We start from the raw sequence: 20,427 nt of genomic DNA, 5'->3' as shown, positions 1-20,427 counted from the left end.
TCACGCGCTCTTAACAGTTCGGTGTTCTATGCTTAGTTATCAACATGGCTATCATGCCGGCAATTTCGCCGATGTGGTTAAACATATTGCGTTGACACGCATCGTGGATTATCTCATTCAAAAGGAAAAACCGCTTTTTTATTTGGAAACCCATGCTGGTAGAGGGCGGTATGATTTTGAGCATGCGTTGAGCAAAAAAACAGCCGAATTTCAAGAAGGGGTTGGCCGGTTATGGCCCCATCGAAAGCAGTTGCCAGCTGAATTTAACAGTTGGATCGCAAACATTGAGGCAATAAATACGCAATCGTTACGCTTTTATCCGGGCTCCCCGATGTTGGCTGTTCGCCTTTTAAGGGATATTGACCGACTGTATTTGTGTGAGCTACACCCACAAGAATTTGAGGCGCTAAAAACCATGCCAACACAGGGTAAGCGCGTACATTTTCATAAAGGGGATGGGATTGAAAGGCTGAGTTCATGCTTACCACCGCCTGAAAAGCGAGGATTTATTTTTATTGACCCTGCCTATGAAATCAAAACGGAATATCAAACAATTCCGGAAGCAATAAAAAAAGCCTATCGAAAATTTGCCACAGGTGTTTATTGTTTATGGTATCCCATGGTCAATGAAAAACTGACCGAACAATTAAATCGAAGGATGGCTGATATTGATTGCCCGAATCAATTGCATATCCAGTTCCAATTAAACGCTAGCCAACATAAAGGAATGACAGGTTGTGGGTTATGGGTATTAAATCCCCCATACATTCTAAACAATCAAATGGAAATCGTCTTATCGACCCTCAACCAGTATTTAAACCCGTGATCATTCAAAATCATCGATCACGGTTATGGGTTGATAGAGTGCTAGATTATGTAGCTGTCACTGGACCAACATGCATGATTCTCTTGCTTTTCATTTCTTCCTCAGCTTTCGCCTGAAATATCTTGCGTTGTTCTTGCCAGAAGGCATTAAAATGACGGCAGGTTTTAGCCGCTCCTAAAGTATCTTTTTCAGGTGGAATATATTCAAAAATGTGACGGATAACGTCAAAGCCAATACTTCCTGATATCTCTCTTTGATTAAATAAATGCATCGTATCTTTTGTCTGGCCTTTAAATTGACTATGCATATCATTCAAAAACTCCAGCTCTTTTACTTCAAGTTTACTATTTTCAGGTATTGCTAATTTAAACAAAAAACGATATAGATCGTCTAAGAACCCTTTATGTTCTTTAATATCCACCTGCGTAATCAAAGCTGGCAGCTCTTGCAAACACTGCTTCAAACGGTTTTCAATTTCATCTTTATTATCATTAAAAATGGTTGCAGACTGATTAAGATCGGAAGAAAATCGATAGGTTGTTTTTATCTCATCGTATAAAAATGCTTGAAAGGCTTCTTTTGAAATCGAATTAGTTGGATCGCTCATCATTATTACCATAAAAATGAAATTATTATACATTAAGATTAAATTGTGGTCAATTGGCTGGGGTTATAAATCAACCTAGCGTTAATAATCGAAATGATTAAACTGTTATTCCGCACTAGAAACTAGGATTTATTTATGAAGTCATTTTGGTTATGAAACCCTAGTAATAACCCATGAACGTCGCCCTCCGCTTTATGCGGAGGGTCCAGGAACTTGGGTGTTTTTAATAGTAACGATAGTTCGATGTCCCTGGGCTATACATAAAGCGGAGGAAGACGGGAATAAGTCTAGAGCAAGATTGAATGGGGGGATTATTTTGTCAGGTTGAATTAAAAATAAATTATCATTTTAGGGTGCGGAATTTGGAATTTAAATTAAGGTGATCAAAAAGGATAGAGCAAGCTTGCACCGAATGCGACAAATATAGCGCCAACCCATTGATTTTTAGATATTCTCTCACCAATCAGGCATGCAAAAATTTGTGCAAATACAACAGACGTATTACGCAATGTTAAAGCCAAGCCTGCCTCAGCATGTCGCAATCCCAGCAGAAATAATAAAAAGGATAGCGCACTTATCAACCCGCCTATCGATGTCATTTTCCAGCCAGATTTGATTTTTTCTTTGAACAGCTGACGTTGTGTTGGGTTCATGAAAAGAACGATACCAGGCAATCCTATCCATAAAGCGGCTGAAAAAAGTGCGGCAGGGTTAGCGCCGTGGGCTAACGAGCGGCCGTAGCATAAATGGTACCCGGCGATGCAAATACCGCAAAGAAAGGGAAATAGTTGATTGGAACGGGCATCCTGATAGGTGTAACTAGTTAGCACCAAACCAATTAATACGCACACGATGCCAACCATGCTGAATAGGTTGACAGTTTCTCCCAAGAATAAGGCCGAGATGGCCCACACTAGGATCATAGCGCTTCCACGCATCATGATATAGGCTTTTCCAAGGGAGGATTGCGATAAACTGATGGCTAAGGTGAGAACGTAACCGCCTTCGAAAAAGCCCGAAGCAAGGGCCCAGAAAAAAGAATCAGCGCTTACAAACAACGGCCCCGGAAAAAAAGGGATAAAAAATAGCGAGAAGACCGTCGCAAAACCCATGATACCCAGCACTTCATAATAGGGTGATGATGTGCGTTTTGCGAAAGTATTCCAAGCTGCATGCAGTAGTGCTGATAATAGAATAAATCCACCAGGGCTCATTTGAGTTTATCTCGCTTCAACGAAGTAAATGAGGATACGCTCTAGCATCTTACGCTATTCGTAAGCAATTTACGAACTTGGTACCACACATCAGGATATATACTTGTGATCATTCAAAAATACCCTCTCCCCGTTTCGGGGCGAGGGGAACAATGTGGGAGGTTGTATAGAAGAATCAATAAAGCATCATTCCATGGCTATCGTCAGAATCCTCAGTCAGTTCTTGCATATCGCCACTGGGCTGAAAGATACTGAATGGAATCACTGGCTCATCGGTATCGCGGGCTAACGCATTTACCACCCATAATCCCAGCTCAATACTGACTTCTTTGCAAAGCTCAAACAAGAACGTGGGATCGAAATCAAAATCGGGTATTTCATCAGAAGTATGGATTCCATCGTTATCAAACAGTCTTATTCTCATAATGCCACCATTGGTTAAATTCGGATCATTATAGATATAAAACAATCACTATTCAAGGGAAATGAATGGTTTAGCATTAGAAATGCTTTGCACCGGACAAAGACTCATATCTAAGACGTGCCCGGGCACGGGCAGGCTCACGGGCTCTTATCAGTTCTTTTCTGTTTTTGTCCGGTACAAAGATTAAAAAGAGGGCGGAGGCATATAGTCGTCACCTAAGTAGTCATCGGAAAGCGGTTTGCTCGCATAAGGAATGCTAAATACGCCATCGAGAGGAACATGATCGGAGTCTTCTTCAGTATCTAAGTTGGGCTTAAGTGAACACAGCCTTGTCCCATTGAGCAGTGCTTTTTGAGAGACAGCCAGCACATCAATGTCTTCACCAGTCTTCATCTCTTGCTCATCGAGTGGAACCATATGATTAAGCGCTTTTGCTTCTAATAAGATTTCTTTGGACAGGGCGGTGCTGCTGGTGGGAATAATGTGGAATCGCTTTTCAACTTCTATCATGGCAGGATATTTATCGTATAACTTGGGATCATTGAAGTTGATGTTCATGTCGGCGGATAAAAAAAGCAACCCATCATCGCACGTATCAATGTGTTTATCGTATAAGTCACAAAGCATGAGGAGATCATCATTGCGCACTTGCGTGGTGGTTTTACCGGTCTGATCCACCACTTCTTCAACCCATTTCGGCACACCAAGCCCTGCTTGAAAATGGCTGGAAATAAATCCCATTTTTTTGCCATTCACTGTCCAGGCTGTATAAGCAAACCCTTTTCGAGAAAACCATCTATCAATGCCAATCCGTTCCATGGCGTGAAATTGAATATCATCCAAGGCGATGTTGTATTGATTGACGGTATCTTTTCTGACTAGTACGGCCAGGCCACTGCCAAGTAGTGCGGGCGTATGAGGAAGTTGATGAGAGGAGCCGATGTTGGTAATGAAAATGGAATAGTCCTCTTTCAACAACGCAACCAGCAATTCTTGGTCAGCTTCTTCCCATAATTCTTCTAAGAAAACAAAATCAGGTTTGTCCTTTTTTAAATACACTTTGAATTTTTCAAGACGATAGGTGATGGGAAGTAAGCCATTTCGGTCTTGGGATATGATGCCTAACATGCCGATGTTAAATTGCCGAATTTTAAGCTTAAAAAATTCGGAAGTTTCATTAAAATCAATCAATGGGCGATCTTGTTCGTCGTTAGCAAAGTTGTCAATTTTGTAGGTCACATCGGAAAATCGTTGTAGAAATTCGCGCAAAACAATGGTTGGAAAACTGCCGAGAATTTCCAGGAATGCTTCTGCTTTTTTTAGATAAGGACTGTTTGGGTTATTAACGATTTGCACCGACTTGGCATTACTAAACATGCAATGCTTTCTTAAAAAGCTGTCAAAATTGCGCGTGTCTTGAAATTCAAAGGCAACCGATGCTGGTTCGGCGGCAGCTAGTTGGTCAAAGGACAAGGGACGGTTTGATTTTAAACCATGGGGGCCTCGGTTATTATCATTGGGGGATTTATCTAATTCAACAAAACGCATCGTTACTATCACTGGGTAAATGTGTTCCAAACACTACCATATTGCCATTTACAATGCCATAAATAATTAAACGATTGGTTCAACGAGAGTCTTGGTCTTTAGACAAGCGCCATAAAAACCGCCGTTAAATAATGACCTTCCGGGAAAGCGGCCAAAGTTGGGTGACAAGAGGATGGGCCGTATACGCCAAGAATTCGGGTTGTGCAAGCGACTTCTCGGGCTTGTGTTTCAACCAAATCGGTAAACGCATTGGCTGACAGGGCAGATGAACAGTTGCAAGTGATGAGAAGACTGCCCGGTTTCATTGCCTTGAATACTTCGCGGTGTAAAAAGCGATAATAGTTCTTTGCTTTTGCTAAATGTGCTCGGCTAGGTACCAGTTTTGGCGGGTCTAAGATAACAATATCAAAGTCGCCAGCCTTTGCCAGGTAGTCTCTTGCATCGGCTTGAACAAAATGGATGGTGTTAAGCTGATTCAGTGTTTGATTCGATTTAGCTTGCTCGATAGCCTGCGCAGAGCTATCCACTGCCGTGACAGCTTTTGCGCCACCTAAGGCTGCATGCAAAGCAAACCCGCCACTGTAAGTATATAAATCCAAGACAGTCTTGCCCTTTGCCAATGCAGCTAATCGCTGATGGTTTTCTCGTTGATCAAGAAACAGCCCTGTTTTTTGAGCATTTTCAAATTGGACATTCAATTGAACGCCGGCCTCTTTAACAACGGTTTGTTCTTGGCTACCCATACCCAATTCACCGTGAAAGCCTTCCTTTGCCAGCAATTTGTGCTGTGAAATCCAAATCTGCTTTTTTTCTGGATTAAGTTCATGGATTAGTTCTTGGATGATTGTGCGATTGGCCTCAACCCAATAGGCGGAGCTTGATATGACAAGATGTTGGTTAAAACAATCCACGGTTAGACCGGATAATCCGTCTGCTTCACTGTTAAACAGACGATAAGCATTGGTTGTATCATTGGGTAAATTTAGCAGTGTTCTTAATGTATTTGCTTGTTTTAATCGATGTTCAATAATGCTTTTCAAATCATGATTGACCTTTTCAAAGGCCTGCAAAAGCACGCGCACACGATAGAGGGAGTTTTCATTATAGGCACCAAGCGCAAGGAGGTTGTGATTTGCATCCAGCACTGAAATCAGCTCACCGTTATGGGGGGTTCCTTTGATTTTAGCGATCGCCTTTGGATAAATCCACGGATGACCGCCTTTAACAGTAACATCTTTTCCGGGGTGGAGTATAACCATTGAGGGCATAATCACGTCTATCTATTGTAAAAAGAAGGAGTATTATACCCGTGATAATTGAAAATGCTAGGGAGCATTGGGTTGATTAGGACCTATGCATGAAAAAAACAACAGACCCTACGTGAACGTTTGCGTTTCCGTTAGCGTTACCGAAAAATCTTGAAATATGCAAAAAGACTTATAAATTAGCATTGCTGTCTATATACTCAGCGATAACTATCGCTTATTTATTCAGATTTTAAATAGATATTTTTTCGGTTTTCATGTTTTTATTCGGTAACGCTAACGGAAACGCAAACGTTCACGAATGAGTTAAACTATTTTCATGAGATGGCTATGTAGGCTTACTCCCGAATAATAACTGATTCCACCAGGCTTTGTTGGCTTGGGTCGGATAAGGCCTCAATAAATAGTCGCGTTGCCAATGACCATTTGGGACTGGCGATTTCGGGCATGACTTTCGGGTAGCCGCTGGTGTTGGTTACTAAAATTTGGTTCCCTAACGTGACTGTCTTATCATGATGGCTGCCTTCCACATTTCCGCCTTCTGATAAGGACAGATCAACGATACAAGCCCCTGGCTTCATCGATGCTAAGGTTGACAAGGGAAATAAAATGGGCGCTTTTTGTCCGGATGAACGCGCGCTAGCAATGACGATATCGGCTTTTTCGGCATAGGTTTTTACTTGCGCCTGTATGACGGTTAGGGGTTGTTGTCTGTCAATATAAAAGGTTTGAATTTGAGGATTACCTTGCAATGCATTGATGGCTGCTTGCGTCGAAGAGCCAACTATCACGGTCAAATTTTGTTTTAACCCTTGGTTGATAGCTGCGTTACCGGCCACGCCTGTTCCGATAACCAGGAGTGTTTGCGGGGCAGGGATGGTTGTTTTCTCCAGGGCATCGAGCACGGCAATTTCGCCGGCAATCGCGCTCATTTGAGCGAGAATATTCATGGGATGGTCGGGTGGGAGGGATAATTGGTCGATGCTATAGGCCACGATTTGAGCTTGATGATACTCTTCAATGTGACCTTCATGATTAAATGGATCGAGTGCCCCGATCAAAATCATGCCAGGTCGAAATGCCTGGCTTTCTTGTTTCTCTCTTTCACGAGTAGCTCGCTTTGCTCGGCACACAATATCAATCCCTTCAAACAACTGGTGATAATCATTTTGATTTGGACGGATTTGAGCACCGCATTGGCGATACGCCTCATCTGCATAACCAGAGCCAACGCCTGCATTAGCTTCAACATATACCCGATGGCCTTTAGCAATTAACTGTTTGACATCTTCTGGGATAAGACCAACGCGCATTTCGCCAGGAATTGATTCGGCCGTGAGTAAAATCGTAAATGTTTTCATAAGAAGCCTAATTGATTTTAAGTGAGATTCTATTGTATGGGGGCTAACCCTAATAAATTCAAGGGTCATGTCGCTTGTTTGATTTTTACTCAGAGTTTGTGTTATACCTGAATAGAAATCATCTAATGAGGCAGGATTGAAGGATACCGATTATGCCAGATATTATCAACACGCCTGAAACGAAAAACCCACCCACTGCTTTGCTAGAGCAGGGATCTGATTATTTCGAAACGCAGGGTAAGCGTCCCACGATGGAAGATGCTTTAGCTATTTTGCATGATTTTAGTGAACAAGAACGACAAGCTATCTTGCAAATGAACCCCATTGAGCTGGGTCATCGACTCTGGACAGCACATCGCATCATCAATGAAGATACGTTAGACAAAAAGTTTGTCGATGGCTCAACCGCATCGACGACCTTATTTGATGGAAAGGCAAATTTGATAACTGCCACACTGGCTGATGCATCCAGTTTTGTCGCTATTTATGATACTAGCCAACAATTACGAGCTGTTTACCGCCTAAACTCAGTCACGCATACCTTCAAAAATCCGAAGGAAGTGCAACGCGTTACCGGGATGGGCGGCACGGTGTTTAATCATCGCTTTTGGGGAAATTTGGCGGTATCTCGAGCACTTGGCGATCATCACATGAATGATTTGGTAAAAAGGGATTGCATTTGTGGGGACTCGCAAATTGACGTTGTCAATTTACCCGATTTATACCGTCAACTTCATATTCCTGAATCCGAAGTGGGCACCGTAAAAATTATCAGCTGTTGTGATGGATTTACCGATGGTGCTGGCAAGTATAGACAAACGAAAATTGGTCATGAAGCGTTTTTAAAAAGATGTCTAAAATCTAAGAATTCTTCTCTCAGTTTAAGCGAGTATTTGGTACAAAAGGCATTGAAGCACCATTCCTCCGATAATGTTTCTGTGGCCGTGCAAACGATTGTTGAGGATGGGGTTATGAGAGAAAAGCCTGTGGTTGTCGCCATTTATGATGGTCATTGTGGGGCATTGACTGCAAGTTATGCGGCATGCAATATTGGCCAAATAGTAAGACAGCTATTCTTGCTAAGTCCAAAGGAATACACCCAACACCCACAGAGTGTCTACCAGCAAAAAGCGAGCTATTTACGCGATCATCCCAATGAAGGACGGTTGTTGTCAGATAATGTGCTTGAGGATGTCACAACACTTGAGAAGCCCTCCTTAGGTACCTTGGGGTTATTTGGTAAACAACAAGAATCATGTAACTTAGGGTGCGCCAGTGTTAGCGAAAATTCCACTCCAATACCGTAAGTGAAAGCGAGCCGCTGCGCTTTTTCTATTGCCTTTTTCTAAAATTGGGCTAATAATCTAGCACCCTTGGCGTATCTGGCTTGCAAACATGGCGTTATCCCCAGAATTCCTTGCTTCTTTGTGTCATGACGAGTTTGCGTTTATTGATAATTTTTTGCCTAAAAAACAATATCAAGCCATTTGCCAAATGGCGCAACAATTATTCGATGACAAACAATTTAAACCCTCCGGCATCGGCCGGACGCAGCGTCATCATACTAACAGTGCGATTCGTCGCGATGAAATTTATTGGCTTGACCCAAGCCAACCCTTGTTTCCTGCCAAAATCATTCTATCGGCGCTTGATAATTTAATGCATCAATTGAACGAATCAATATTCTTAAGTTTGGTTGAGTTCGAAGCGCATTTAGCCATATACCAACCGGGCAGCTATTACCGAAAGCATAGCGATCAATTTCAGGATAATGATACCCGTCAAATTAGTTGTGTGTATTATCTTAATCACGATTGGCAAGAACAAGACGGTGGTCAATTGGTGTTATTTGATCAAGACGATCACGTTAAAATCCGCCTGATGCCCCAAGGCAACCGATTGGTTTGTTTTAAAAGTCACCTGATGCATGAGGTTGAAGAAACAAAAAAGCAACGAGCCAGTGTGACAGTTTGGATGAAACGAAGAAGTCAATCGTTGATTGCATGATGGGGGCTACAATTCGGGTGATCTTGAATAATCGTAGCCTTCATTAGCGTAGCACTGAGTGATCCTGACATATTTTTGTTCAATAAGAAAAATATATCAGGATTCCTCAGAGCGTAGCGTAATGCGGGACAAATTCGAAGCCCACCTATTTCCAATACCTTGATTTTCAGGTAATGTAAATCCATATTCCTTATGGTAACAAAATAGGTATAACAAGGCTCAAATCTATGACTGTCTATTTTTTGTATGGTAAAACGGGCTCGGGCAAAAGTTATATTGGCTCGCTACTTGAACAACACCATATCATCCATATTGATGGCGATAATTATATCACTCAAACAATGAAAGACTGTTTGGCCAAAAGGGTGCAAATGACACCGACGATGATTGATGAATTTGTCGAGGCTTTAATTGATGTCATCAACCAGAAAAAAAAAGAAAATCCTGAGCAGAGTTTTGTTATCTCTCAAGCCTTGTATCTTGACAAACACCGACTTAAGTTGCTTAAAGCCATACCCGATCTTCAATTTGTATTAATGGATGTCAAACCCGTTCTGCGAGCAGGCCGTATTAGTAGTCGCTTTCAAAACAACGAAAGTAAAGTGAGTCTGAGTTATGCCATAGAAATGGACAAATTTTTCGAAGACCCCACCCATGACATCATTCGCTTTGAAAATAATCAAGACTCCGATGAAGCGCTGTTAGAACAAATCCAAGAAAAAATGCCGGCACTCTTTAGTGAGGAAGTCAAAGAGGCATTAGGGTTCAATCACCCACTTTCATTTGCTTAGAGCTAATTCAAATACAGCTTATATGTTTGATACCAATGTCTAGAGTGTGCTGGTATTGAGATTACTTTAATGGATTGCACGCCTTTAGCCTTTGATAGTGACGAATCAAAGAAAAGTAAACCGAAATCGGCGCTGCTTTCGACCAGCGGAGAAAGCAAAAATTCTGCTTTTGCCATATTAGCAGACAATCGGAATGTTCGTTGGGAGCCATCGTTTAAGGTGAGGTGAATAGCGAGTTGGCTAGGATGATAGAATAGAGACCACAGTCTTCCCAAAATGCCTGATTTAACCACAATGTTTGCATACAAGCGTGAAGGTTTACTTGGCAATCGTACTGTTTCACCCAACCAATGCGTTTCGCTTTTGGCAGCAGTTAGTGGCGTTTTATGGGTGTCCTGATGAGGCTTTCGCTTCAGGATAAGATAATCATGAATTTGGTCAACAGGGCGGTAATTTTCCATTATTGTTCGCCAACTTGGCCCATCCTCCATGGCGGGGAATTTATTATCGATGGGTTGGACGCGGAAAAAAAGGTAGTCAGGAGGATTTCGTTGAAGCGATTGTTGATTGAGTTTAGCCAGTGTATCAGTAAAAACGGAATAACTCTGAAAAATTGGCCGCGGTGCCCACTGATTACCCGAGGCAATTAAAGCGACTTGATGATAGGAGTAGATATCACTGCTCTCCTTCAAGCGGGGTAACCCGACTTGGGTGGCAATATAGGTCATCAGCGTTTGATAATTATCGGAGGGCCATGTTCGGTCTTGGTAGCGATTGTAAATGCCATGAAAGGCTGATGTAAGCGTGGCACGGATGTTGTGGGTAAGTGAGATGGTGGTGTGTTGGCCGTTGATATAAACACAACCCAGTAAGGATATTGCAATGAGCGCTATCTTAGGCATTAATCGATAGGTTAGGGAAATGATTAGCCCAGAAAAAAGGAGTGCGGTGCCTGCGACATACGCATGGCCAACATGCCGAGTAAAGCCTGCTTTAAAGGCGATAAATAAATATATGAATAAGACAGTGATTAATAAAACCCGCTCTTTTTGGGGATGATGTTTGTTCAATACGACAAAGCTTAGTTGAATCAGGGCAATGGCTAAAAAGAGGTAAACTTCCTTGATATTGCCCTCACTTGACATCGCCTCGCTAAAGCCCATCGATAGTTGAAACGAATGGATAATAAATTCGGGTAGGGCGTATAAGGGCTGGTGGGCGGCGAGCCAGAAAAACACACAACTTAATCCCGTCGAGCTAACGCTAACAATGGCGGCTTTCTTTCGATTCGTGCTGAAAAAATAAGCCATACTTATCAGCATAAACACCATTATTTGAATGAAAAACGTCCCCTTGATCAGGGCAATGAGGCCTAAAGGCGCCCACAACAAAGCATAGAGGATAAGGGTATTTTTTTCCTCAGGCGATTGGCTTGGATTTGTATAAAGCCACATTCCCAGCAGTAAAGGATAGGATAAAAATAACACGTCTCTTGCATAGACCATTCCAAGCAAGGCAAGAATGAAAAGTAAGGAAGTTAAGATGGGGTGGGTTGTTCTTTTCATGAATAAAACACAAAGCCATCCATAGCAAATGGCAAAATAAAGACTGCCAAAGAGCATCATGCTATCGGTGAAGGGATGGTAAACCTTGGTGTATAGACTGGCATAGGGCCCTAGGGTAAAGATAATATCTCGACCAAAAACCAATCCCTGTGCTAAGGCCTGATTCAACGCAATCGCCCAAGAATAATCAATGTCGGTGGCAGGCATTCGCGGGGAAAAGGGGACCAAAGTGAAAATAACCGCCAATAATAACAGCAGCTTAAACAAACTGTGAAAGATGTCTTTTAGGCTTAAGGTCATTTCATCGCTTTCTTGGCAAAATTCGCAAACTCGAACTATACATTAATAATAAAGCATAAAAATACTCCATTTCCCCAAGTAAGGATAAAAAAAATGAAAAACAATACTTGGCAGTCTATTCTCCTTGGCTTTTTAATGGTTTCTTCCAGTGTATTTGCTGCTGAGAAGGAAATCGCCTTAACCATCGATGATTTACCTTTTGTGGGTGCAAGTCGAAACTCAGCCTATGACTTAGCGAGAAAAGAGGAACGCTTTATGCGTATGCTCGATGCGCTTAATCAGCAGCAAGTGCCGGCTGTGGGATTTGTCATTGCAGGCGCCATTGCAAAAGGGCAATGGGAATTACTAGAAGCCTTTCAAAAGGGAGGCTATACTTTAGGCAATCATACCTATTCCCACCTTAACTTAAATACCACCTCGGCACAAAAATACATCGATAATGTCGCCAAAGCCGATAAAATTCTCACGCCTTTAATGACTGACACGAAGTATTTTCGCTATCCTTATTTAGCAGAAGGAAAAGGTGAAAAAGAAGAAACTGTCAAAGCATTTCTTGCTGAAAATAATTATGTCATTGCCCCAGTCACGGTCGACAGTAAAGACTATCGGTTCAATAATCAGCTCATGCGTGTGTATTATAAAAACCGAGACAACTACACCAAAACATTTAAGAAAACCTATCTTGCTTATATTTGGAAACAAACCGAAAGAGCCGAACAAAAAGATGTGAAAACCTACGGTAAGCCATTACCCCAAATATTATTAATCCATGCAAACCAGTTAAACAGCATTGTTCTTAATGACATCATCGAGATGTATAAAAATAAGGGTTATAAGTTCGTTACGCTAGGCGAAGCGCTCAAAGCAAGAAGTGACGCTGAAGTTGAGAAGAAAGATGAGACGGTAGTGCAATAATCACCTTTTTTAGTGAGTCGATGATGATTGGAATAGCGAATACTTAGATAGGCGCGCATAGCGGTGCGCCTTCTCGATATTCGGGCCCAAAACAATAGAGCAGCATTCTTAATAATTTCCCCCTCAATTTTTTACTTATCCTGATTGACGGCTATCGGGTAATAGGATAGTTTTTCTTGATTTCAAGATGAGAATGAACATGTACTTTTCCCTTCAATCGTTGAACATGCGGATAATATTTTTAACAACCATACAAGTTATTTTGTATTTATCGTCAACCGCTGCATATAGTGATGATGCTGCTGGCGCACTAGAGAGTGCCTCATCAAAAGGCGCATACATTGGTGGAGCAATCAGTAAAGATACTGGCTATTATAATTTTAACCGACGAGATGTCATTCCACCGCTTTCTTTTATTGATCAAGATATTTCCGTTTTAAATGGCACGGGCGCTGGTGGTGAAATTTATGTGGGGTATCGCTTACCCATGTCGAATCGTTTTACAGTTGCAATCGAAGGATTCTATGATCGAAGTAATCATCGTGCAAAATTTAATTTATTGGACACTAATTCCGCCTATTCACGCCAGTTAGTGGGGTCTTTTCAACAAAAGAGACTTTCGGGCCTAGTGGTAAGGTCCGGCTTTTATGTGAATCCCAAAAGTGTTCTGTATGGGCGGGCAGGGTACATTGTTAGTCAAGTGACACTCAATGGCAACATTAGTCAATCAGGACAACCGCCTTTTGGCATAATCGCAGGCAGTCTTAATAGGCCTGTGAATTCTGACGGTGTGCAATTGGGATTAGGGATTGAAATTGAGGTGATTTCTCGCCTGAATTTACGCTTTGAATGGGATTGGAATCGAGTGGAAAACTACGTATTCAACAATGTCATTAGAGATTCTCAGGGCAATCGATTCATGGTTTACAGAACTGCCTCACACCCAACGCTAGAACAAGTCAAACTAGGATTAAATTGGCTTTTTGCTTAAAAACTAGCATTTTGAAGTAACCAGGGTGAATATCTAGCCATCTGAGTTATCAGATATCAAAGAGATCAACGAACCAGATAAAACAATGACAACGCCAACTAATTGAGAAAATGACACTTGTTCATGCAAAAGTAAAATACCAAAGATGACCACAAACACGGGCTCAAGTACCGATAAAATGGAGGCTTGAGTGGCGCTAATATGCGTTAATCCTTCCAGAAGTAAAAATATAGGTAATGCGGTGCATATAATGCCAATGCCAAGTACGTCCAGCCAATCGGGCAGCTGGCTTGGTAGGGGAAAGGCGTGTTCCCACATCATGCCTAACAGGCAAGTGAACATGCAACCTAATGATAACATGAGTGTGGATGGCACAGCGGGAACAGTGCTGGTTTTGCTAAATAGAAGATAGAAAGTGAATAGCAAGGCTGACAATAAACTATATACGATACCAATTGGAACGAAGTGATAAGCGCTTCCTTGAATCAGAAACAACATCCCCAAAAAGATTATCAAAATAGCAAGTAAATAGGATAGTTGAAAGGGCTTTTTATAAAAAATCTGATTGCCAATCATCACCATGGCTGGGTAAGTAAAAAATATCACCATCGCCAGACCGGAACCAATATAGACAGCGGATAAATAGTAAAAGATGGAAACAGTACTGTAAAACAACGCGCCATACATAAATACTTTCACTAAATCAATCCAGTTTGATGATCGAGAAGGCTTCTTAAAAACAATCACTATTAATAGAAAAACAAACGCCACGGCAAATCGCCAAAAAAGCATGCTGTAGACTGAAAAATTGTGATTCATTAAGCTCAGGCCAAAATACCCTAACAGTCCAAAAAACATGCCGGAAAGTAAGATGTATAAAACACCACGATGCGAAGATGACACGATATGCCTTAACACGGAAATACATTGTCCTATATTAACTCATATTGAATAAAAATAAAAGAAAAATGCTGACCTTATTCTACCTATCACATGCCTTGAGGATTTGATTGTATTTGAGTATTTTGCTGATTCTAGGTTATATTAACTAGGGCGTGTCCTCATTCCATTAGTTGAAGCGAAAATGTGAATAATTGGCGCCAATTAGGTGCATTTTCAGCCAAATAATGGAATGAGGACACGCCCTAATGCAGTTACCTAGCATTCAGTCGCTCATATGAATGTCGTTAATTGGATAGGATTACGTTACAAGGATATTGATAATGAATTGGCGAAAAATGCTCGTAGTCGCTGTTGCTTTCATGATGCTATCGGCGTGTCAGGAAGAAAAGAAGCCTGAAAAAGTTCCTCCAAAACCAGCCAAAGTGATAACCATTGGCGATAAGGATAATGCGGTTAGTCGTAAATTTTCTGGCAAAATAATCCCATCGACTAAAGCAGAGCTTTCCTTTGAAGTGGAAGGAAAATTAACCAAATTACCCATTTTGGAAGGCGATCGATTAAAAAAAGGGGACTTAATAGCCTCCATTGACCCTCACCACTATCAAGAGCAAGTGAAAAAAGCCGAAGCAGAATTTGAGCTTGCCAATGCTCAATTTAAACGAGCCAAAGCGTTACTGCCCAAAAACTATATATCCAAAAGTGACTATGACATTCTAGAATCAAAAGCAAATGTGGCAGCCTCGCAGCTATCCCAAGCTAAAAAGGACCTGAGGGACACAGTTTTAAACGCCCCATTTGAGGGCATTGTCATTAAAAAATATGTCGATAATTATGAGTTTGTCAAAGCAAAGCAACCCATTGTTAGCTACCATGATTTGGGTGAGATTGATGTTGAAATTTATGTCCCTGAAAATATGGTGATCCAGTTTAAAAAATCTTCTAAAATTCAAGCGGAAGCAACCTTTGATGTGATTAAAAAATCCTACCCTGTGACCCTTAAAGAGTTTTCAGCAAAAGCCGATCCCGACACACAAACGTATCGGACGGTTTTTACGTTTAAAGCGCCGTCTGATGTCAACGTTTTACCGGGTATGACGGTGGCTGTCACCCTTCAGTTGCCAGACTTTGGCAGCCAAGGGGGCGATTTTTTCCGTATCCCCGTTAGTGCCGTTTTTTCGGATGAAAAAGGGAATGCGTTTGTATGGCTAGTTGATAAAAATAATACGATTCATAAACATCCGGTTAAAACAGGCGGGTTGGTGGATAATGATTTGAAAATACAGACGGGTCTCAAGCCAGGACAAATGATCGTATCGGCAGGGGTTCACTATTTACGGGAAGGTCAGCAAATTACACCCATTCAGGCGAAACAATAATGGATATTGCTTCTTACTCGCTATCACATCGGGTTGTCGTTTGGTTACTCATCGTTTTCTTGTTATGGGGAGGATTGAGTGCGCTCCAATCACTCAGTCGATTAGAGGATCCCGAGTTTACGATTAAAGAGGCATTGGTCATTACTGCTTATCCTGGCGCAACACCAAAACAAGTTGAAGAAGAAGTCACGGATAAAATCACTGAAGCTATTCAACAAATGCCTCAATTAAAGCGTACGAAATCGATTTCCCGTCCGGGACTATCCAGGATTACTGTCACCATTAAAGATAAATACACCAAAAAAGACCTCCCGCAAATTTGGGATGAGTTAAGGCGAAAAGTGAATGATGTACAAAGATCCTTGCCTCCGGGAGCGGGTCCATCCAAGGTGGTGGATGATTATGGTGATGTCTATGGTATGCTTTATGCCATTACGGGAGATGGATTTACCCAAGCTGAACTAAGGGATTACGCAATTGCCATTAAAAAGAAAATGCTTCTTGTGGATGGGGTAGCTAAAGTCAATTTAAGTAGCATTGAGCAAGAAGCGATTATCATTGAAATTCCTCAACGGAAAATTGCCAGCTTGGGCATTTCTCTCAATACAATCTATGAATTACTAAAATCTCAAAACACCATCTTTGAGGCAGGCAGTATTCGCATTAGCGATGAGTATATCGAGATCTTGCCCTCCGGTAGCGTCAATGCAGTGGAAGACATTGGTAACTTAGTTATTCGCAGTACTAAATCCAATAGTTTATTGCATCTGAATGATTTTGCCACCATCAAACGAGGTTATGTAGAGGTACCCCAAGAACTGAGCTATTTTAATAATCAACAAGCCATCATGATGGGTATTTCGGTGGTTTCAGGCGGCAATGTCGTAGATATTGGTGAGCGGGTGAATGATACGCTAAACACCATTTTTCAAAACTTACCTGCCGGCGTGCACTTTCATATTGTCTATGATCAGCCTCAAATTGTTGATGAATCAGTCAAAGGCTTTCTACTGAATTTATTAGCGGCCTTAGTGATTGTTATGCTTGTCCTCATTGTATTTATGGGCCTGCAAAGTGGATTGATCATCGCGGCAACTTTATTGCTAACGGTTATGGGAACGCTCTTTTTTATGAGTTTGTTAGGGATTAGTTTAGAGCGAATTTCCCTCGGCGCTTTGATTATTGCGTTGGGTATGTTGGTGGATAATGCCATTGTTGTAACCGAAGGGATACTGGTTAGAACTCAGCGAGGCATTTCTGTTCTTAAAGCATCCTCTGAAATTGTTGCACAAACCAGATGGCCATTGCTGGGAGCTACGATTGTTGGCATCGTTGCGTTTGCACCGATAGGGTTGTCGCAAGATAATACGGGGGAATATTGTGCCTCCTTGTTTTATGTCTTACTCATATCCTTATTTTTAAGTTGGATTGTTGCGATTTTGATTGTGCCGCTATTAAGCGATTACTTATTCAAAGTGGAAAAAAACACCAAGCTTGTCGACAATGAGCTGGTTAAAGAGTATGCCTGGTATCGCCGTATGTTGCATACCTGCTTGATTCATGCCAAAGCCACATTAACAGCAAGCGTTTTATTGCTAGGTATAGCAATCATTGCTTTTAAGTGGGTGCCAAGCGGATTTTTCCCCAATGCGACTACGCCCATGTTTTATATTGATTATTGGCTGGCAGAAGGGGTTGATATTCGACAAGTGAAAGATGATCTGTTGCAGATAAGTCAACATTTACAAACCATCGAAGGCATTGATGATGTGACCATTGTGGTTGGTCAAGGAATGCAGCGTTTTATGCTAGTCTATACACCGGAAGCCCAAAACCCGAGTTATGGTCAACTGGTTATAAAAGTAAAAGATTATCACCAAATTCCGGCATTAAGTGCTAAAGCAAAAGATTGGATTAATCAGCATTATCCTCAAAGTCAAGGACAAGTAAAATTTGTGCGATTGGGGACGAGCAGTGGTGCCAAGATTGAAGCACGCTTTAGCGGTCCTGATTATGAAACGTTAAGACACTTATCATCCAAAGCACAAGCTATTTTTTATGCTAATCCGCAGGCAACTGATATTCGTGATGATTGGCGTCAAAAAGTGAAAATCATCACACCGCAATACAGCGAGGACAAAGGTCGATTAACGGGAATAACACGTGCTGATTTAGCACAAAGTCTTGAAATGAATTTTAGCGGAAGCCAGGTAGGCCTCTATCGTGAGCGCGATCAATTGCTTCCTATTATTTCAAGAGCACCGGATGAAGAGCGTTTAAACATCAATTCGTTGGATGAAATTTCCCTTTGGAGTTCATTATTAAACAAACCAGTGTTCGCCAGCCAATTAATTGATAATGTGAACGTGGCATGGCAAGACAATATCATTGCCAGAAGAAACCGAGAACGGACGTTAACCGTTTCGGCAGAACCTGTCGCTGGGGAAGCGAGCATATTATTTAAGCAAATAAAATCACAAATTGAGGCAATACCATTACCGCATGGCTACAAATTAGAGTGGGGGGGCGAGTATGAAAGCGCTAAAGACGCGCAAAAGGGGTTAGCGAAAAATATTCCCCCAGGCATTGCCATTATGATTGCCATTGTAATTGTACTTTATAACGCCATTCGCCAACCTTTAGTGATATGGTTATGTGTTCCTTTAGCAATTATTGGTGTGACTTTTGGCTTATTAATTACCTACAAGCCATTTGATTTTATGGGGCTATTAGGCTTTTTGAGTTTAACTGGGATGTTGATTAAAAATGCCATTGTTTTAATTGATCAGATTGACTTAGAGTTAACGCAAGACAAAGAGCTGATTCCAGCTATTTTAGATGCGTCATCTTCCCGATTACGACCTGTATCGCTGGCTGCATTAACCACGGTGATGGGCATGATCCCACTGCTGACGGATGCTTTTTTTGTATCAATGGCTGTGGTTATCATCTTTGGTTTAACCTTCGCTACCATACTAACCTTAATTGTTGTACCCGTGCTCTACTCCGTTCTTTTTAAGCAACAAAGTCAGTGAGACGTATCCTATCTTTTCCTGTTTGACGACATAGCCTTTATTAATTACTTTACATTCGGACAAATAGTTGTCAATCTAGAAGAGAAGGTTCTTTTTGTATATGGATTTACCAGGAGAATTATGATGGATACTGAATCAACTCGCGAATTACCAAAGGATGAAACCGATGTTCAAAGCATGATACCCGCAAGAAAAAATGCGCAAGTATTGTCCTATCTTTATCCTCTTGCAGTGACAGTGGCCAGCGGTTATTTTATCGCCCCTTACATATCGACCATAACAAGATATGGCTTTCCCTATTTCTATGGTCATATCACAGGAACTGCGCCAGAAGATCTCGGCTATTTGGAATATGGGAGCATCTATCTTCCTATGCGGGAACATGCAACGGATTTTGCATATCAAAATGCTTATACTATCAGCGTGACGGCGGGATTGGTCGGCTATGGACTAGTGAGGCTTTCCTATTTTGCGACAAAATCGGTGGTTAGTAATACCTATCATGCCGTGAGCTCAATTGGCCGTTCGCTATTTTCATTTTTTTCAAATCAGGACGATGAAGCAGCCGAAGAAGAAATGGAACCGCAAACTTCTCCAGAAAGTTATTAGTCCGATGGTCTGAAATCAACCAAAGAAGTGCAAACGACAGCTCAAAAAAATCAGTCCGCATTAGCTCGCGAGAGCGAGCCTAATGCGGGAAATTAAAGTACATAGCTTATGCATGGTTAATGCATTTTCGCTAGAGAGGTCGCATTTTGGGACTGATATTCCTCAATAGCCGCTCGTTGAAAGGGAATCGTCACGTCGGCTGAAATCCCATTATCGAGCGTATTTAATGCATTGGCAATTATCTGCGACAATTGAGATTCATTATGGTCTTTTGAGGATTGATACAGTAATAGAACGGCGGCTAGTTTTTGATTGGGTGTTAATTGAGTATCTTGCAATTTTTTTATTTGAGAGGATATTTGAGGATCATATCGATTGAAAAAATTTCTGAAAAAAGGGCGGCTATGTTTTTCTTCACCCAAAATATAGGCACTCAGCTCGCCAATTGTTGATTCAACACGTTGCGTATATTCTTGCTGCTGCCTCACAATAAATTCATCGTAATCATTCGCCATATCAGTATCCTTACCTTAATCGCCATTTATCGTTGAAGTTACGTTTTATCGGTTGACTTTTAATCACAATAGCAAACTTTGTTCATAACTGTAAAGTTAATTATCCTTCTATTAAACTGATCCATTATCGGAACGTTACATGAACAAATTGGCTAGCCCTTCCTATAAAAAGCTG

18 protein-coding genes are annotated in these 20,427 nt (G+C 41.4%); 9 read left to right on the top strand and 9 right to left on the bottom strand.

From position 1 onward, the window contains the following. Positions 1–28: 28 nt before the first annotated feature. Positions 29–826, top strand: coding sequence for a 23S rRNA (adenine(2030)-N(6))-methyltransferase RlmJ (locus tag AB3348_RS11690; RefSeq protein ID WP_367607770.1), 798 nt, complete (start codon positions 29–31; stop codon positions 824–826). Positions 827–872: 46 nt separating this feature from the next. On the opposite strand, the gene AB3348_RS11685 is transcribed toward AB3348_RS11690, so the two are convergent. The 6 genes from AB3348_RS11685 to AB3348_RS11660 form a co-directional block, all read right to left on the bottom strand. Further along, positions 873–1,436: a hypothetical protein gene (locus tag AB3348_RS11685; protein ID WP_367607769.1), complete on the bottom strand. Its 564-nt coding sequence runs from the start codon at positions 1,434–1,436 to the stop codon at positions 873–875. A gap of 380 nt (positions 1,437–1,816) precedes the next feature. Next, positions 1,817–2,647, bottom strand: coding sequence for an EamA family transporter (locus AB3348_RS11680; RefSeq protein WP_367607768.1), 831 nt, complete (start codon positions 2,645–2,647; stop codon positions 1,817–1,819). Between the two features lie 175 nt (positions 2,648–2,822). Next, positions 2,823–3,071: a hypothetical protein gene (locus tag AB3348_RS11675; protein WP_367607767.1), complete on the bottom strand. Its 249-nt coding sequence runs from the start codon at positions 3,069–3,071 to the stop codon at positions 2,823–2,825. 183 nt (positions 3,072–3,254) lie between these two features. Beyond that, entirely contained in the window at positions 3,255–4,649 is a 1,395-nt protein-coding gene (locus AB3348_RS11670) for a hypothetical protein (protein ID WP_367607766.1), read from the bottom strand. Between the two features lie 68 nt (positions 4,650–4,717). Then, positions 4,718–5,887 carry a class I SAM-dependent rRNA methyltransferase gene (locus tag AB3348_RS11665; RefSeq protein ID WP_367607765.1) on the bottom strand — a complete coding sequence of 390 codons (1,170 nt, stop codon included), beginning with the start codon at positions 5,885–5,887 and terminating at the stop codon, positions 4,718–4,720. A 335-nt stretch (positions 5,888–6,222) separates the two neighbouring features. Next, a complete protein-coding gene (locus tag AB3348_RS11660) occupies positions 6,223–7,245 on the bottom strand; it encodes an alanine dehydrogenase (RefSeq protein ID WP_367607764.1) in 1,023 nt (340 codons plus the stop codon). 152 nt (positions 7,246–7,397) lie between these two features. Between AB3348_RS11660 and AB3348_RS11655 the strand changes: the two genes are divergently transcribed. The 3 genes from AB3348_RS11655 to AB3348_RS11645 all read left to right on the top strand — a co-directional run bounded on the left by AB3348_RS11655 (position 7,398) and on the right by AB3348_RS11645 (position 10,043). Continuing rightward, positions 7,398–8,552, top strand: a complete 1,155-nt coding sequence (locus AB3348_RS11655) for a PP2C family serine/threonine-protein phosphatase (RefSeq protein WP_367607763.1) — start codon at positions 7,398–7,400, stop codon at positions 8,550–8,552. An 88-nt stretch (positions 8,553–8,640) separates the two neighbouring features. Further along, positions 8,641–9,252 (top strand): 2OG-Fe(II) oxygenase, encoded by a 612-nt coding sequence (locus tag AB3348_RS11650; protein WP_367607762.1) that lies wholly within the window; start codon positions 8,641–8,643, stop codon positions 9,250–9,252. A gap of 227 nt (positions 9,253–9,479) precedes the next feature. Beyond that, positions 9,480–10,043, top strand: a complete 564-nt coding sequence (locus AB3348_RS11645) for a hypothetical protein (RefSeq protein ID WP_367607761.1) — start codon at positions 9,480–9,482, stop codon at positions 10,041–10,043. 2 nt (positions 10,044–10,045) lie between these two features. Here the strand turns inward: AB3348_RS11645 and AB3348_RS11640 are convergent, their stop codons facing one another. Continuing rightward, complete coding sequence (locus AB3348_RS11640; RefSeq protein ID WP_367607760.1) at positions 10,046–11,908, bottom strand: hypothetical protein; 1,863 nt, start codon at positions 11,906–11,908, stop codon at positions 10,046–10,048. Positions 11,909–12,001: 93 nt separating this feature from the next. Here AB3348_RS11640 and AB3348_RS11635 point away from each other — a divergent pair, with 93 nt between their 5' ends. Beyond that, entirely contained in the window at positions 12,002–12,823 is an 822-nt protein-coding gene (locus AB3348_RS11635) for a polysaccharide deacetylase family protein (protein WP_367607759.1), read from the top strand. A 199-nt stretch (positions 12,824–13,022) separates the two neighbouring features. After that, positions 13,023–13,814 (top strand): outer membrane protein, encoded by a 792-nt coding sequence (locus AB3348_RS11630; protein WP_367607758.1) that lies wholly within the window; start codon positions 13,023–13,025, stop codon positions 13,812–13,814. Between the two features lie 33 nt (positions 13,815–13,847). Here AB3348_RS11630 and AB3348_RS11625 read toward each other — a convergent pair whose 3' ends face one another. After that, positions 13,848–14,717 carry a DMT family transporter gene (locus AB3348_RS11625; RefSeq protein ID WP_367607757.1) on the bottom strand — a complete coding sequence of 290 codons (870 nt, stop codon included), beginning with the start codon at positions 14,715–14,717 and terminating at the stop codon, positions 13,848–13,850. A 320-nt stretch (positions 14,718–15,037) separates the two neighbouring features. Here AB3348_RS11625 and AB3348_RS11620 point away from each other — a divergent pair, with 320 nt between their 5' ends. From AB3348_RS11620 to AB3348_RS11610, 3 genes are all read left to right on the top strand, one after another. Then, positions 15,038–16,093, top strand: coding sequence for an efflux RND transporter periplasmic adaptor subunit (locus tag AB3348_RS11620; RefSeq protein ID WP_367607756.1), 1,056 nt, complete (start codon positions 15,038–15,040; stop codon positions 16,091–16,093). Continuing rightward, positions 16,093–19,128, top strand: a complete 3,036-nt coding sequence (locus AB3348_RS11615; protein WP_367607755.1) for an efflux RND transporter permease subunit — start codon at positions 16,093–16,095, stop codon at positions 19,126–19,128. The genes AB3348_RS11620 and AB3348_RS11615 overlap by 1 nt, the downstream gene beginning before the upstream one ends. Positions 19,129–19,248: 120 nt before the next feature. Further along, complete coding sequence (locus tag AB3348_RS11610) at positions 19,249–19,737, top strand: hypothetical protein (protein WP_367607754.1); 489 nt, start codon at positions 19,249–19,251, stop codon at positions 19,735–19,737. 116 nt (positions 19,738–19,853) lie between these two features. Here the strand turns inward: AB3348_RS11610 and AB3348_RS11605 are convergent, their stop codons facing one another. Further along, on the bottom strand, positions 19,854–20,252 hold the full coding sequence (locus tag AB3348_RS11605) for a hypothetical protein (RefSeq protein ID WP_367607753.1): 399 nt from the start codon (positions 20,250–20,252) through the stop codon (positions 19,854–19,856). Positions 20,253–20,427 lie beyond the last annotated feature (175 nt).

The sequence above is a fragment of the Legionella sp. W05-934-2 genome (assembly GCF_964199965.1).
In the GTDB taxonomy this organism is placed as follows: Bacteria; Pseudomonadota; Gammaproteobacteria; order Legionellales; family Legionellaceae; genus JAFIFT01.
Note: the sequence above shows the minus strand (reverse complement) of the source record. Positions and strands in the feature narration are given on the sequence as shown.

Bases quoted from the DNA above. Each gene is read 5' to 3' on its own strand.
- AB3348_RS11690 (WP_367607770.1), top strand. From the start codon at position 29: ATGCTTAGTTATCAACATGGCTATCATGCCGGCAATTTCGCCGATGTG.
- AB3348_RS11685 (WP_367607769.1), bottom strand. From the start codon at position 1,436: ATGATGAGCGATCCAACTAATTCGATTTCAAAAGAAGCCTTTCAAGCA.
- AB3348_RS11650 (WP_367607762.1), top strand. From the start codon at position 8,641: ATGGCGTTATCCCCAGAATTCCTTGCTTCTTTGTGTCATGACGAGTTT.
- AB3348_RS11615 (WP_367607755.1), top strand. From the start codon at position 16,093: ATGGATATTGCTTCTTACTCGCTATCACATCGGGTTGTCGTTTGGTTA.
- AB3348_RS11630 (WP_367607758.1), top strand. From the start codon at position 13,023: ATGTACTTTTCCCTTCAATCGTTGAACATGCGGATAATATTTTTAACA.
- AB3348_RS11645 (WP_367607761.1), top strand. From the start codon at position 9,480: ATGACTGTCTATTTTTTGTATGGTAAAACGGGCTCGGGCAAAAGTTAT.
- AB3348_RS11665 (WP_367607765.1), bottom strand. From the start codon at position 5,887: ATGCCCTCAATGGTTATACTCCACCCCGGAAAAGATGTTACTGTTAAA.
- AB3348_RS11635 (WP_367607759.1), top strand. From the start codon at position 12,002: ATGAAAAACAATACTTGGCAGTCTATTCTCCTTGGCTTTTTAATGGTT.
- AB3348_RS11605 (WP_367607753.1), bottom strand. From the start codon at position 20,252: ATGGCGAATGATTACGATGAATTTATTGTGAGGCAGCAGCAAGAATAT.
- AB3348_RS11660 (WP_367607764.1), bottom strand. From the start codon at position 7,245: ATGAAAACATTTACGATTTTACTCACGGCCGAATCAATTCCTGGCGAA.
- AB3348_RS11610 (WP_367607754.1), top strand. From the start codon at position 19,249: ATGATGGATACTGAATCAACTCGCGAATTACCAAAGGATGAAACCGAT.
- AB3348_RS11620 (WP_367607756.1), top strand. From the start codon at position 15,038: ATGAATTGGCGAAAAATGCTCGTAGTCGCTGTTGCTTTCATGATGCTA.
- AB3348_RS11655 (WP_367607763.1), top strand. From the start codon at position 7,398: ATGCCAGATATTATCAACACGCCTGAAACGAAAAACCCACCCACTGCT.
- AB3348_RS11640 (WP_367607760.1), bottom strand. From the start codon at position 11,908: ATGACCTTAAGCCTAAAAGACATCTTTCACAGTTTGTTTAAGCTGCTG.
- AB3348_RS11675 (WP_367607767.1), bottom strand. From the start codon at position 3,071: ATGAGAATAAGACTGTTTGATAACGATGGAATCCATACTTCTGATGAA.
- AB3348_RS11680 (WP_367607768.1), bottom strand. From the start codon at position 2,647: ATGAGCCCTGGTGGATTTATTCTATTATCAGCACTACTGCATGCAGCT.